This window comes from Methylobacterium sp. 001424705 (assembly GCF_059816145.1).
In genome coordinates this window covers 33130-46377 of sequence record NZ_JCBANU010000021.1, presented here as the reverse complement: position 1 = coordinate 46377, position 13248 = coordinate 33130, and the positions used below count along the sequence as shown (strand labels likewise).

The window sequence follows — 13248 nt, the reverse complement described above, 5'->3', positions numbered from 1 at the left end:
GACCCTCGGGACGACGCCGTCCTTGCGTTCGGCCCCCAAAGGTCGCATCGCTCCCGCGGCCCGGCCGGGCGTTCAGGGGAGCACAGCATGACGGCGGAAGAGATCGACCAGATGAACCGGGCGCGGGACAGCCTGGCCCGTCAGCGCGCTGCGCTCGCCCGGCGGATCGGCAGCAGCGAGGTCGCGGCGCCCTCGGCGGCCGAGGACCTCACCCGCATCCTCCTCGCCATCGAGGCCGTGGACCGGGCGCTCGTGGATGCCGGCCGACCCTACCTGCGTCCCGAGAGCTGAGGGCGCGGGCAATGGACGAGACCCGGGATGCGAACGGCACCAAGCTCGCCGACGGCGACGCGGTGACGCTGATCAAGGACCTGAAGGTGAAGGGAACTTCGACGACCCTGAAGCGCGGTACGCTGATCAAGAACATCCGCCTGACCGACGATCCGTCCGAGATCGAGGGCAATGCCGAGAAGGTGAAGGGCCTCGTGCTGAGGGCCGAATTCCTCAAGAAGGCCTGAGGCGGGGCCTCGCCGGCCCCGCGCCGCAGGCCGGCCTGGCGAGCGCCTACTCGTCGGACGCCGTGGAGACGCGGGCGGGCGAGCGGGTCAGGCTGCGGATCGCCCGCAGGGGACGACCGGATTTCTCGGAAATGGCGCGGTCCTGGTCCTCGATGAGCTGGCGGGCCGGCTCGTCGCCGTCGAGGCCGCCGAGGATCTCCATGGGGACACGCCGGTTGGAGGCGCGGGACTCATCGTCATAGACGACGTCGAACAGGACGGAGCCGCGCTCCTGCGGTTTCGACTTGGTACGCTTGGCCATGACGGGACGGTGCTCGAACTGCAGGGGTGGGGAAGAGACGCCGACGGCCACGGATGGGCGGGGCGGGTGCGCGTACATCCGGCGTCACCCAGGCCCGGCCTCGTGGCCGTCTCCGATCGAGCGACGCGGGGTCGCGATCGGCATCTGTCTTAAATGGTCTCGCCGTTCCCGCTTGGCAACCCGTTTCGCCGGGTCGCACCGCCTGTCCGCCCGGCCCGGTGTCTGGCACGATGCATGCGCCGCGGAACGGCCGGGCCGGCGTGGCGGCCCCGGCGCACGCCAGATCCGACGGACACGTCGAGTGCCACGGAGCCGGGAGACCGCATGACCGACACGCGACCGCTGACGCGCTTCTCCGTCGAACCGTTGAGCCGGATGACGCGACACCTCTCGGCCGTGGCCTCCGGCCGCGCGGAGCCCGACCGCGTCCTCACCGGCGCCCGCCTGCTCTCGACCTACTCGGAGCGCATCCTGCCGCATCGCGAGGTCTGGATCGCCGGCGGGCGGATCGCGGCGGTGAAGCCGGCGGGAACCTACCGGGGCAATGCGCCCCGGCGCGACCTCGGCGGCGGGCTCCTCGCGCCGGGCCTCGTCGACCCGCACCTGCACATCGAGAGCAGCATGGTCACGGCCTGTGCCTATGCCGAGGCCGCGCTCCTCAACGGCACCACCACGATCGTCTGCGACAGCCACGAAATCGGCAACGTCCTCGACGCCGACGGTATCGCCTGGATGCTGGAGGATGCCCGCGCGGCGCCCCTGAACATCTACCTCACGGTGCCCAGCACGGTGCCGGCGACCTCGCCCGAACTGGAGACCGCGGGCGGCGACCTCGATGCCGCCAAGATCGCGGCCCTGTTCGATGCCTGGCCGGAGGCGATCGGCCTCGGCGAGAAGATGGATTTCGTGGCGGTCTGCGAGGGCGATCCCCGCGCCCATGCCATCATCCAGGCCGCCCTGGAGCGCGGTCGCCCGGTCTCGGGCCACATCTATGGACGCGACTTCGTGGCGGCCTACGCCGCCAGCGGCGTCACCGACACGCACGAGGCGATCGACCGCGACATCGCCGACGACCTCCTGGAGGCCGGAATCTGGATCTACCTGCGCGGCGGCCCGCCGACCACGCCCTGGCACAGCCTGCCGAAAGCCATCGGCACCATCCTGGATTACGGCGCCGCGGCCAAGCGGATCTGCGTCTGCACCGACGACCGCGACGCGCAGGATCTCCTCGCCTTCGGCCTCGACTGGGTCGTGCGCGAGGCGGTGCGCATGGGCGTCCCGAAGGTCCAGGCCTGGTCGATGGGCTCGCTGCACCCCGCCGCCCGCTACGGCCTCGATGGGGAGATCGGCGGCTTCGGCGGCGGGCGCCGGGCCGACCTCGTGCTCCTCGACGACGACCTCGTGCCCCAGTCCACCTGGTACGGCGGGGAGCTCGTGGTCGACGACCGCCGGATCACGCCGTTGCTCGATGCCGCGCTGTCCCGACCCTACCGCTACCCCGCGCCGGCCTACGCCACCATGCACCTGCCCGACCCGCTGCCGGCCCTGACCCCGGACCTGCCGACAGGCCCGTGCCGGGTCAACGCGATCCGCACCACGCTGCCGGGCATCGAGCTCACCCACGAGATCGTCGACCTCGTGCCCGGACCGGACTGGCCCTCGACCCTCGGGGCCAACGACCTCTGCTTCGTCACCGTGATCGAGCGCCACGGCCGGGCCGGCAACGTCGCCCACGGCTTGCTGCGGGCCTTCGGGCTGAAGCGGGGCGCGGTGGCGAGCAGCGTCGGCCACGATTCGCACAACGTCATCGTCGCCGGCCTGAACGAGGGCGACATGCGCGTCGCCCTCGATGCCCTCGGCGCGATCCAGGGCGGCGTCTGCGTGGTGGAGGACGGGGCCGTGGTCGCCCTGGTGCCGCTGCCGGTGGCGGGGCTCCTGTCGGACAAGCGCGTCACCGCCGTGGCCGAGGAAGTCCGGATCCTGAAGGAGGCCTGGGATCGGGCCGGCTGCACCATTCCGTATATGGGCTTCAACCTCATCCCGCTCTCGGTGATCCCGGAGATCCGCATCACCGACAAGGGTCTCGTCCTGGTGCCGGGGATGCGGATCGTGCCCCTGTTCCAGGCGGCCTGACGTTTTCCCGCTCCACGCGCGGGAACCAGGGCGGGGTCTCCCCGTTGTCAGGCAGGTCTCAACAGCCTCTCGATCCTCCCAAGCTTACACAGCCTGCATGCCGTGATCGGCGCGCGGGCTGTTTCTTTGTCCCGGGCTTACCCGGACTTGGGATCGCCCGACGATCGGGTGGACGGAAGGGGCGCCAGACCGGTCCTGGGAGTTGCCCCGATGCGTAGTCTTCTCACCCTCATCCTCGTCGGCGCCGTCGCCTTCGTCCTCGTCGGCATGTACGTGGCCCCCGGCCAGCCGGAATTGCGGGCCTGGTACCTGCGCAACGCCTGCGAGCATCTCGACAAGGTGTCGCCACAGATCTGCGCCCCGGCCCGCAAGGCCGAGAGCGGGGTCCCGACCTGAACGCGATCGACTGGTTCTTTCGCGACCGGAAGACCGGTGCGATCACCATCGGACAATGGCCGAACGCGCCGCTGCTGATCTTCATCGGCTGCGCGCTGGTCGGCTGGCTCGACGGGCCCGGCGGCCGAATCGGTCCCTACCTGCGTATTCTCGGCGCGGCGGCCCTGGCATGGTGGGCCGTCGACGAGGTCGTACGGGGCGTGAATCCGTGGCGGCGGTGTCTCGGTGCCGGTGTCCTGGCCTTCCTGGCCTGGAAGTTGGCGCGGGCGGCCCTCTGAGGGCCCCCTCGCGTCTTGCCGAACCCCGTGCGTCGCCTATTCTCGCTGTCGCGCGTGACGCGCCGGAGGATTCGCAGGCATGACGTTCTTCATCGGGATCGCGGGGCCCTGGATCGTCATCGCCGTGCTCGAGATGCTGTCGCTCAGCCGCCAGCGCGAGCTGGATGCCGAAGGCCTGGCCCCCGGTGCGTCGTCGCTGAGCGTTGCCCACAGCGCCTACCTCGCTTAACCCGCACCCATCCGAGGCGCGCCGTCCGGCGCCCGGGCGGGATGCGAGGAGCGACGTGGTGCGAGCAGGCGAACAGGCGACCGGCGTGATGCCCGGCCTACGGGGCGTGCGGATCTGGCTCTACGTTCTGGCCGCCCTCGTCGTCGGCATGGTCGCCGTCGGCGGCGCCACCCGCCTAACCGGTTCCGGGCTCTCCATCACCGAGTGGCGCCCCGTCACCGGGGCGATTCCGCCCGTCTCGGCCGAGGCCTGGGCGGCGGAGTTCGACAAGTACCGCGACACGCCCCAGTACCGCATCCTGAACCAGGGCATGGGGCTTTCGGACTTCAAGGTCCTGTATGCCTGGGAATGGGGCCACCGCCTCCTCGGCCGCATCGTCGGCCTCGTCTTCTTCCTGCCGCTGCTCTGGTTCTGGTGGCGCGGCGCCCTGACCCGGCGCCTCGGCCTCGGCCTCCTCGGCCTCGGGCTCCTGGGCGGGCTCCAGGGCGCGATTGGCTGGATCATGGTCGCCTCCGGACTGCAGCCGGGGATGACCGCGGTGGCGCCCCTCAAGCTCGCCCTGCACCTCACCACCGCCAGCCTGATCCTGGCCGGTCTGGTCTGGCTCGCCGCCGGATTGCGGGCGCCGGACGCCGCCGTCGAGGTCGATCCGCCCCGCCTGCGCCGGACGGCCCTGGCCATCATGGCCCTCGTCGTCGTGCAGATCTTCCTCGGCGGCCTCGTGGCGGGATCGAAGGCCGGTCTCCTCTACAACACATGGCCGACCATGGACGGGCACCTCATCCCGCCGGTCGCGGAGCTCTTCGCCGGGACGCCCTGGATCGAGAATTTCGTCGACAACCTCGCCCTGGTGCAGCTGAACCATCGCCTGACCGCCTACCTGCTGCTGGCGGTGGCCCTCGTTCATGCGTTCGACGCCCGCCGGGCGCGCGCGGGCTCGGGCATGGGCCGCCGGGCAACCGGCATCGCCGCCCTCGTCCTCACCCAGGCCGTCCTCGGCATCACCACCCTGCTGCTGGCCGTGCCGCTCTGGGCCGCGCTCGCCCATCAGGTCTTCGCCATGGCGGTGCTGACGATGGCGACGGTCCATGCCCGGCGAGCGGCCCGATCCCACGTCCCGGCGCCCCTCGGACGCCCGTCGACCCCCTTCGGCTACGAAACGCTTACCGGCAGGACGGCGTGATCGGCAGGGCAGCGTGATCGACAGGGCAGCGTGATCGACAGGGCTCCCTGAGCGACACGGTTGCCGGATCGACGCGATCGCGTGACGGATGCGGCCGAGGCCCGGCATGTGCGGATCGCCACATCGCGACCGCACTGCAACGAACCACTCTGGCCCCCGCACGTTCGACCCCCGTCGGAACGCGGCCGGAGCCCTCGGGTCCCCCCTCGTCCGACGCACCTGAACCGCGAGAGGACGATCCCTGCATGCAGGATACCGAGACCCGGCGCACGCCCGCATCCGAGCCGACCCCCTCCGAGCCCCGGACGACCTCCGAGCCCCGGACAGCCGCCTCCGCCGGTCAGACCCCATCCCCGGCGAAGCGCCGTCACGGCAAGCAGGCCTGGTTGGCCCTCGGCCTGACGGGATTGCTCGGCGCCGTCTGGGCCGTCGCCATCGCGAACCGCTATCCCAACATCCTTCCGGGCTAGTCCTCGCCCGAAGAGATTCCTGTTGATCGCTCCAACTCGGTAGTTGTCGCGGGGAACGCGGCAACAGGTTCAAGCGTAGCCTCAACGGATATACCGGAGGTCGGCGATGCTTTTAGCGGACGACGGACGCCCTACGGGAGTGACCTGGAACTATACCCGGAAAGAAATCCTGGCGGATGGCGCCGTCCACGTCGTGGGTGTCGCCCTCGGCGTCGCGGGTGCCATCGCCATCGTGGTGATCGCCGCCCTCTCGCCGCTCTCGCTCCTCGAGCGTGCCGGGGTCACGATCTACGCGGCCGGCCTCGTCTCGATGCTCGGCGTCTCGGCCACCTACAACATGTGGCCGGTGTCCCGCCGGAAATGGCTGCTGCGGCGCGCCGACCACGCCCTGATCTACCTGATGATCGCAGGCACCTACACGCCCCTGGTCGCCCTGGTGGGCGACGGATTGCCGGCGTGGAGCCTTCTCGGCACGGTCTGGCTGGTGGCGGCGATCGGCATCGCCCTGAAGCTGCTCCTGCCCGGGCGCTACGACCGGGTTTCGATCGGCCTCTACCTCACCCTCGGGTGGAGCGGGGTCGTCGCCTACGACGCGGTGATCGGCCGACTCGGCAGCGATGCCGTCTGGATGCTCGCCCTGGGCGGCGTCCTCTACTCCCTCGGGGTCGTCTTCCACGTCTGGCGCAGCCTGCCGTACCAGAACGCGATCTGGCACGCCTTCGTCCTCGCTGCGACGGCCTGCCATTACGGGACCGTGATGGCGACCGTGATGGGCGCCGGCGCCTGAGGGGCGACCGGGCCCGGCGCCGGGACGCCGTGCTTGGAGTCGGTCAGAGGTTCGAGGCCGGGAACGACCCTTGGCGCTACTTGCCCGTGCAGAGTCCGCGATCGGCAAGGTTGCGGTGCTCGCGCGGATCGCAATCTGTCGAGAGGAACGAGGCCCACTCGGCGGGGGTGCCGTAGAAGGCGTTGCGGTCGACGTCGCCGCGCACGCCCGGAACCCGCCCGGTCGAGGTGAACTGCCACAGCATCCACTTGCGCTTGACGTAGCGCTGCTCCGGCTCGGCGGCCGTGGAGCGGACCCAGTGCGGGTAGTCCGGCAGCTCGTCCTCGAGCACGTCCTTGTGGAAGGTGATGTCGGTGTAGATGATCGGTCGCTTGCCGGTATAGCGCTCCATCTCGTCGAGCATGTAGCGGATCATCGACAGGGCCTGGGCCTTGGGCAGCTTCTTCGGGCAGAGCTGCGAATGGCCGTTCCACTCCACGTCGAGGACGGGGGGGAGGGCGGTCGGGTCGTTGGGGACGTTCTTCTTGAACCAGGCCATCTGGTCCTGGGCCGAGCGGCACCAGAAGACGAAATGGTAGGCGCCCCGCGGCACGCCGGCCTGCGCGGCCCCGTCCCAGTTCGTCCGGAAGCGCTCGTCCACGTGGTCGCCGCCCTCCGTCGCCTTGATGAAGGCGAACTGGGTGCCGGCCGCACGCACCGACATCCAGTCGACGGGACCCTGCCACTTCGAGATGTCGATGCCCTGGACCGGGTGCTGCTTGGCCCGCGCGACGCCGGGATGAGGCTTGGCATCGCCCTTGGTCGGATAGAAATCCGTGGTTCCCGAGCAGGCCGCGAGGGCGGACAGCACGGCCACCGCCGCGCCGCGCCGCAATCCGGCGCGCAAGGCGGTCAGCGGCGCACGCTGGTTCTGACGTGCCGGGGCAGTCCCGTTCCACAGCCGCATCGTTGCCCGACCCACCAGCTTCTACGCGCTACCAATGGCTAAGGGATGACCCGGGCGCGGTTAACAGACCTTTGACGGCAATGCGGCGGATTTCCGGAAGCCGTGTCGGGCAAGCCACATAGGCGGTCGGCATCCACCCTGGCCCCCACGGGCACCACCCCCTAAGTGCAGGCCGTGCCTGCGGGTTTGGGACACAGGAGGGTGCCGTGAAGGTTCTGTTCACCATCGGGTACGAAGGTCTCGATTCCGAGCGCCTGATCGCGGCTCTGAAGGAGGCAGAGGTTGGAACCCTGGCGGATGTCCGCGCCGTGGCGAATTCCCGCAAGCGCGGCTTCTCCAAGACCGCCCTGCGCACCAGCCTGGAGGAGTCCGGCATCGGCTACGCCCATGCCCGCAGCCTCGGCACGCCGAAGGCCGGCCGACAGGCGGCCCGCGCCGACGATGCCGCGCTGATGCGGCGCATCTATTGCGAGGAGGTGCTCGACACCGCCGATGGCGGCCTCGCCCTCGACGAACTCTGTGCCCTGGCCGACCGCACGCCGATCTGCCTGCTCTGCTTCGAGCGCGAGCCGGCGCGCTGCCATCGCCGCGTCCTCGCCGAGCGGATGCAGGCGCGGGGCTTCACGACGGTGGACCTGTTCGGGTGACGCCCGCTGCCCTCGCCACACGTAGGCCATCGGCGCGTTGACAATCTAGAGTTATCCGGTTTTCACTCAACCGGGGGTGACGATGCCGGATTTGCAATGACGCGCAAGGCGCTGGATCAGACGTTGGGCTTCCTCCGGGCCCTCGACCGGACCGCGAGCACCGACGATGTGGGGCGCCTGCTGGTGACGGAATTCGCGGCGCACGGCGTGTCCCATGCCATGGCGGGGACCATTCCCCGCAAGGGGACGCCGGCGCGGCAGCAGCACGGACACATCCTGGTCAACACCTTCCCGGAGGAATGGGGCCGGCGCTACCTGGCGCGCGGCTACGCCTTCCACGACCCCACGGTCCGTCACCTCGCCCACAGCACGGCGCCCTTCGCCTGGAGCGAGCTGGGCGAGCGGTTCGGCGACGATGCCGGCGCCCGCCGGGTGATGGCGGAGGCGGGCGAGTTCCGCCTGCGCGACGGGATCACGGTCCCGCTGATGACCCTCGACGGCGACATGGCGGGTTTCAGCCTCTCGGGCGAGCGCCTCGGGCTGAATCCCGGCGACCGGCCGATGCTCCATCTCATCGCCACCTACGCCTTCGGCCATCTCCTGCGCCTGCGCGGCCCGGCGGGGGCGGCGCGGGCCGCCCGGCTCGCGCCGCGGGAGCGCGAGGCCCTGCAATGGGCGGCGGAGGGCAAGACCGACTGGGAGATCGGCGAGGTCATGGGCATCTCGACCCACGGGGTCGACTTCCACCTGCGCTCGGCCCGGACGAAGCTCGGCACCACCAACCGGACCCAGGCGGTCGCGGTGGCGTTGCGGCGCGGACTGATCACCTGACGCGGCCCCCTCGCGGGGGCCATCGCGACCACCCGCGCAGGGTCCGCCGGCGTCGATCCCGCACGCCTCGCGGCGTCGACCTACGGGTTCCCGTAGGTTTGTGACGGTCCCGATCATGTCAGAACCGGCCTCGGAACGGAGGTTTCGACATGATTCAGATCGTGACACCCGCGAATGAATACTGCTTCCGCGAAGAAATGGAACAGGTCTGGCGCCTGAGGCACGCGATCTTCGTCGAGGAAAAGCGTTGGCTCGACCTCGCTCGTCCCGACGGGCGCGAGATCGACCAGTTCGACACGGCCCACGCGATGCACTTCCTCGCCATCGAGGCGGGGCGGGTCATCGGCTACAGCCGGCTCCTGCCGACGACCCGGCCGCACCTCCTCTCCGACGTGCTGCCGCAGCTCTGCGAGGTGGCGCTGCCCTGCGGCCACGACACCTGGGAATGGACGCGCCAGGCCGTCGCCCGGTCCCATCGCGGACGGGGCAAGGCGGTGAATCCGGTCTCGCTCACCCTGCTCTCCGGCATCGTCGAGTGGGGCCTCGCCAACGGCGTGCGCCAGCTCGTGCTGCAAATGCCGACCCTCTACCTGCTGCACGTGGTGCAGCTCCACTTCCGGGCCCGGCCGCTGGGCCTGCCGCAATCGATCAGCGGCGAGGACATCATCGCGGCCACCGCGGAATTCGACGAGCGGACGCTGGCACGCCTGCGCGCCCTCACGGGGCGGACGGACTCCGTCCTCGCTCCGACCTACCCCTACCTCGCCGCCTGACGCGCGGCCGCAAAGGACCTGCCATGCTCACCCTGATCCAGCCACCGAAGGGCGAGGCCTTCGACGTCCTCGCCGCCCACTGCATCGCGGCGCGGGCCGTCATCGCGGAGGCCGGGACGCCGGTGATGCGGCGGTTGATCGACCTTCTGCTGTTTGAGATCGCCGTCGCCATGGCGGATCCATCGGACAATCCGGCCCTCGTCCCGGAGCCGGTCGCCTGAGGGCGGACGGGCGGACCGGCGCCGGAGACTCAGCGCCCCATCAGCGCATCCACGTGGGCGGCGACGGAGAGGCCGAGCCCCTTGAGGCTGTAGCCGCCCTCCAGGACCGAGACGACGCGCCCGCCGGCATGGCGATCGGCCAGCGCCATCAGGCGGCGGGTCGCCCAGCCGAAATCGGCTTCGGTGAGCTCAACATGGCCGAGGGGATCGAGGTGGTGGGCGTCGAAGCCCGCCGAGATGATGATGAGGTCGGGGGCATAGGCGTCGAGGCGGCGCAGGATGCCGGCCTCGAAGGCCTCGCGAAAGACCGGGCCGTCGTCGCCCGCCCGCAGGGGTACGTTGACGATGGTGTCGTGGTTGCCCCGCTCCGACGCGGCGCCCGTACCCGGAAACAGCGGCATCTCGTGGGTGGAGGCGTACATCACGGAGCGGTCGTCCCAGAAGATGTCCTGCGTGCCGTTGCCGTGGTGGACGTCCCAATCGACGATCGCCACCCGGCTCGCCCCGTGGGCTTCGCGGGCATGGCGCGCCGCGATGGCGGCGTTGTTGAAGACGCAGAACCCCATCGCGGTCATGCGCTCGGCATGGTGGCCCGGAGGCCGCATGGCCACGAAGGCATTGGTGCACTCGCCCGCCATCACGGCATCGACCGCGTGCACGGCGCCGCCGACCCCGCGCAGGGCCGCCTCGACGGTGCCGGGGGAGAGCAGGGTGTCGCCGTCGATCTGGACGTAGCCCTCCGTCGGCGACGCCTCGATGATCGCCTGCACGTAGGGCACGGGATGGACCAGGGTGGGCACCGAGGTCTCGGCCCTCGGGGCCTGGCCGCGGACAAGCCCGGCGAAGCGCTCGTCCTCGAGGGCCCGCTCCACCGCCCGGATCCGGTCGGCGCGTTCGGGATGCCCTTCCGGCATGGCGTGATCGAGGGCGGACGGGTGGCTCACGTACAGCGTCGTCACGGTCATCCCTTTGCGGCCGCCGATCTGTCGCTTTAAGACAACAGATGATGCCAATGTATCACATCTTGCGCATGATCACGTTGCCGGGATGCGCGCTCGGCTCGGGTTGTGCAAGACCTGTCCGAACACGAATCGATCAGACCGCGCCCGGTGACCGGCGGGTCGAGACAGGCCCTCATCCATGCGCGCGCCCGCCCTTCTCCTCCTGATCGGTACGCTGCTGCCGCTCGGCGCCTGCAACACCCAGACCAGTCCGGGGGCGACCGGACCGCTCGCCGCAGCGCCCGCCCCCATGAGCGGGCCGGAGCGCGACAAGGCCTGGATGAAGCTCGCGCCGAGCGCCCCCGTCGATCCGAAGATCGCCCGCGCCACCGTGGACTACCCGACGCGGGAAGCGCCCGGAACCGTCATCGTGGTCACCAAGGAGCGGCGGCTCTACTATGTGCTGCCCGACGGCAAGGCCGTGCGCTATCCCGTGGCCGTGGGCCATGCCGGCATGGCCTGGGCCGGGACGGCGGAGGTCGACCGCAAGGGCGAATGGCCGGACTGGAACCCGCCGCCGGAGATGCTGGCCCGCCGGCCCGACCTGCCGAAGCGCCTGGAAGGTGGCCCCACGAGCCCGATCGGGGCCCGCGCCCTCTATCTCGCGGAGGGCAAGAAGGACACGCTGTTCCGCATCCACGGCACCAACGAACCGGAGAAGATCGGTCAGGCGGTCTCTTCGGGCTGCATCCGCATGCGCAACGACGACGTGGTCGACCTCTACGACCGGGTGCCGATCGGCGCGAAGGTGGTGGTGCGCTGACACTTAACCAAGCGCGGGTGGTTTGTCGGTCGCGGCGGGTCGTTCGTCGGCACCAGCCCCCGGCGCATCCCGCGGTGACGCCCGGCGGGACGGTGGGCCGGCGGAACGCCGACCGCCTCGCGCGGGGGTTCGCCGTCACGAACCGGGCGGATGGAGCCGCCGACGGCCGATCCCGACGTGACGATGAGTGCGTTCGCCTGCGCCGCGAGAACCGGCAGGCACAACGGGAGCGCGACGTCGTCGCGCCCGAGACGGCCGTTCCGGGCGAGGTCATGGCGTCGGGACGGCCGATGCCCAGGCACCCCGCCGCACGTCCCGGCACGAAGGCGCGACCCCCGAAACGCTCACGAACACCTGGCGTGCCCGGTGACCCTCGCGTGTGCCGAGCCCTGCCTGCAAGGCAGGCGCGGGGCGCGCGGGGATGGCGAGGCGGGCAGGATCATCGGAGCGCCCGCCGCCTTTTGGGGCGCCGGACGCCCCCCGGTCGACGCGCCGGGCGCCGAACGGCCCGCCGTGAGCCAGGCCGTCTTCGCCCCGGATGCGCCGGACCGCTTCGCGGCCTACCACGACCTCTACGCGATCGGCCCGACGGTCTCGCGGATCGGCGACCGCCTCCAGGCCGCCGTGAGGGGGCGCCGCGCCGCCGGATTGCTCCTGCGTGACCGGCAGATCGCCGGCGCCGTCCACCAGCGTGAGGCGGCGCGCATCTGGGGCGGCGGGACCTCGACATGCGCGCGGTCGCCTCCGGCTCCGGCCTGTCCCGCAGCGCCCTCTACCGGGCCTTCGTCCCGGTCGGCGGGGTCGGGCACGAGATCCTGCGCCGCCGCGTGGACCGCCTGCGCTCGGCCATCTTCCGCAGCGGCAGGGACGTGCGGATTTCGAATCTGGTCTGGACCCTCGGGTTCGCCACGCCAAGTCATGCCGCGCGGGCCTTCAAGGGCACCCACGGCCTCGCGCCGGGCAGCTCCGCGCGGAAGTCCGGGCCCCGGAGGGGCGCCCCGTGGAGGACCTCGAACCCGATCATCTGCGGGGCTGGATCCGGGGCCTGAGCGGATCGTCCCGGCTCTCCTGAGCGGTCCGGTCGGCGCCAGATAGACCTGGCCTCCCGCGACGGCGCCGATTAACAACGCGACCGCACGAGGGAGAGCCAGACCGATGCAGAGTTTCGTCCGCGCCAAATTGCACGGCCTCCGGGTGACCGGTGCCGACCTGAACTATCATGGCTCGATCACCCTCGACGCGGACTTCTGCCGGGAGGTTGGCCTCGATCCCCTCGAATTCGTCGAGATCTGGAACAAGATGTCGGGCGCCCGGATCAGCACCTACGTCCTCTACGGCGCGGCGGGATCGCGCTGCTGCATCCTGAACGGGGCCGCCGCCCGCACCTGCCAGGTCGGCGACGAGGTCATCATCGCCTCCGCGACCTACGGCTCCATCGAGGACGTGATTGCGCGCAAGCCGAAGGTGCTGATCTTCGGCCCGGACAACGCGGTCAGCGACCGGGTGACCTACGACGTCTTCCGCGACGCCGAGGGACGCCTCGACATGCGCATCCTCGGGCCCGGCATCGCGGGCTGACGGGGCGCCGGCTCCGCCCGCGGCCCTCGGAGCGGGGAGGGTGCGCCGGCTCCGGAGCGTCAGGATTTCGAAAGGCTCATTCGTGAGCAGGCTTTAACCTGAACAGTGATTCAGATTTGCCCGTTAACCGCTTGAACGATGCCGTCCTGCATAGTCGAACCATCGACAGGGACACAGACCGGCCAAGATAAAG

Annotated in this window: 19 protein-coding genes; 16 read left to right on the top strand and 3 right to left on the bottom strand. The window is 70.6% G+C overall.

Annotation, left to right across the window (positions count from 1 at the left end; translation table 11 throughout):
- The first annotated feature begins 87 nt into the window (after positions 1-87).
- Both AC6EUL_RS16085 and AC6EUL_RS16080 read left to right on the top strand, forming a co-directional pair.
- Positions 88-291, top strand: coding sequence for a hypothetical protein (locus AC6EUL_RS16085; RefSeq protein WP_056211367.1), 204 nt, complete (start codon positions 88-90; stop codon positions 289-291).
- 11 nt (positions 292-302) lie between these two features.
- On the top strand, positions 303-518 hold the full coding sequence (locus tag AC6EUL_RS16080) for an alkylphosphonate utilization protein (protein ID WP_056378640.1): 216 nt from the start codon (positions 303-305) through the stop codon (positions 516-518).
- Between the two features lie 46 nt (positions 519-564).
- On the opposite strand, the gene AC6EUL_RS16075 is transcribed toward AC6EUL_RS16080, so the two are convergent.
- The gene (locus AC6EUL_RS16075) at positions 565-819 is read right to left on the bottom strand and encodes a hypothetical protein (protein WP_056211374.1); all 255 of its coding nucleotides are present in this window, start codon (positions 817-819) and stop codon (positions 565-567) included.
- Between the two features lie 324 nt (positions 820-1143).
- Between AC6EUL_RS16075 and AC6EUL_RS16070 the strand changes: the two genes are divergently transcribed.
- The 7 genes from AC6EUL_RS16070 to trhA all read left to right on the top strand — a co-directional run bounded on the left by AC6EUL_RS16070 (position 1144) and on the right by trhA (position 6295).
- Positions 1144-2952: an adenine deaminase C-terminal domain-containing protein gene (locus AC6EUL_RS16070; protein ID WP_499871251.1), complete on the top strand. Its 1809-nt coding sequence runs from the start codon at positions 1144-1146 to the stop codon at positions 2950-2952.
- Positions 2953-3162: 210 nt separating this feature from the next.
- Positions 3163-3348 (top strand): hypothetical protein, encoded by a 186-nt coding sequence (locus AC6EUL_RS16065; RefSeq protein WP_056211377.1) that lies wholly within the window; start codon positions 3163-3165, stop codon positions 3346-3348.
- Complete coding sequence (locus AC6EUL_RS16060) at positions 3345-3626, top strand: hypothetical protein (protein WP_082487808.1); 282 nt, start codon at positions 3345-3347, stop codon at positions 3624-3626. The genes AC6EUL_RS16065 and AC6EUL_RS16060 overlap by 4 nt, the downstream gene beginning before the upstream one ends.
- 79 nt (positions 3627-3705) lie before the next feature.
- Positions 3706-3855: a hypothetical protein gene (locus AC6EUL_RS16055; protein ID WP_200917650.1), complete on the top strand. Its 150-nt coding sequence runs from the start codon at positions 3706-3708 to the stop codon at positions 3853-3855.
- Between the two features lie 88 nt (positions 3856-3943).
- On the top strand, positions 3944-5038 hold the full coding sequence (locus tag AC6EUL_RS16050) for a COX15/CtaA family protein (protein WP_499871332.1): 1095 nt from the start codon (positions 3944-3946) through the stop codon (positions 5036-5038).
- Between the two features lie 245 nt (positions 5039-5283).
- A complete protein-coding gene (locus tag AC6EUL_RS16045; protein WP_499871248.1) occupies positions 5284-5508 on the top strand; it encodes a hypothetical protein in 225 nt (74 codons plus the stop codon).
- 106 nt (positions 5509-5614) lie between these two features.
- Positions 5615-6295, top strand: a complete 681-nt coding sequence (trhA, locus tag AC6EUL_RS16040; RefSeq protein WP_056272409.1) for a PAQR family membrane homeostasis protein TrhA — start codon at positions 5615-5617, stop codon at positions 6293-6295.
- A gap of 76 nt (positions 6296-6371) precedes the next feature.
- On the opposite strand, the gene AC6EUL_RS16035 is transcribed toward trhA, so the two are convergent.
- The gene (locus tag AC6EUL_RS16035) at positions 6372-7241 is read right to left on the bottom strand and encodes a glycoside hydrolase family 25 protein (RefSeq protein WP_056211385.1); all 870 of its coding nucleotides are present in this window, start codon (positions 7239-7241) and stop codon (positions 6372-6374) included.
- Positions 7242-7456: 215 nt separating this feature from the next.
- Between AC6EUL_RS16035 and AC6EUL_RS16030 the strand changes: the two genes are divergently transcribed.
- The 4 genes from AC6EUL_RS16030 (at position 7457) to AC6EUL_RS16015 (ending at position 9713) form a co-directional block, all read left to right on the top strand.
- A complete protein-coding gene (locus AC6EUL_RS16030) occupies positions 7457-7888 on the top strand; it encodes a DUF488 domain-containing protein (protein ID WP_056211488.1) in 432 nt (143 codons plus the stop codon).
- Positions 7889-7984: 96 nt separating this feature from the next.
- On the top strand, positions 7985-8719 hold the full coding sequence (locus AC6EUL_RS16025; RefSeq protein ID WP_056211387.1) for a helix-turn-helix transcriptional regulator: 735 nt from the start codon (positions 7985-7987) through the stop codon (positions 8717-8719).
- A 149-nt stretch (positions 8720-8868) separates the two neighbouring features.
- The gene (locus AC6EUL_RS16020; protein WP_499871245.1) at positions 8869-9492 is read left to right on the top strand and encodes an acyl-homoserine-lactone synthase; all 624 of its coding nucleotides are present in this window, start codon (positions 8869-8871) and stop codon (positions 9490-9492) included.
- A gap of 23 nt (positions 9493-9515) precedes the next feature.
- Positions 9516-9713 carry a hypothetical protein gene (locus AC6EUL_RS16015; protein WP_056211391.1) on the top strand — a complete coding sequence of 66 codons (198 nt, stop codon included), beginning with the start codon at positions 9516-9518 and terminating at the stop codon, positions 9711-9713.
- A 29-nt stretch (positions 9714-9742) separates the two neighbouring features.
- On the opposite strand, the gene AC6EUL_RS16010 is transcribed toward AC6EUL_RS16015, so the two are convergent.
- Positions 9743-10672 (bottom strand): histone deacetylase family protein, encoded by a 930-nt coding sequence (locus tag AC6EUL_RS16010; protein WP_499871243.1) that lies wholly within the window; start codon positions 10670-10672, stop codon positions 9743-9745.
- A 181-nt stretch (positions 10673-10853) separates the two neighbouring features.
- Between AC6EUL_RS16010 and AC6EUL_RS16005 the strand changes: the two genes are divergently transcribed.
- The 3 genes from AC6EUL_RS16005 to panD all read left to right on the top strand — a co-directional run bounded on the left by AC6EUL_RS16005 (position 10854) and on the right by panD (position 13055).
- The gene (locus tag AC6EUL_RS16005) at positions 10854-11477 is read left to right on the top strand and encodes a L,D-transpeptidase (protein ID WP_499871241.1); all 624 of its coding nucleotides are present in this window, start codon (positions 10854-10856) and stop codon (positions 11475-11477) included.
- 728 nt (positions 11478-12205) lie between these two features.
- The gene (locus AC6EUL_RS16000) at positions 12206-12526 is read left to right on the top strand and encodes a hypothetical protein (protein ID WP_499871239.1); all 321 of its coding nucleotides are present in this window, start codon (positions 12206-12208) and stop codon (positions 12524-12526) included.
- A gap of 106 nt (positions 12527-12632) precedes the next feature.
- Positions 12633-13055: an aspartate 1-decarboxylase gene (panD, locus tag AC6EUL_RS15995; protein ID WP_056211398.1), complete on the top strand. Its 423-nt coding sequence runs from the start codon at positions 12633-12635 to the stop codon at positions 13053-13055.
- The last annotated feature ends 193 nt before the right edge of the window (positions 13056-13248 follow it).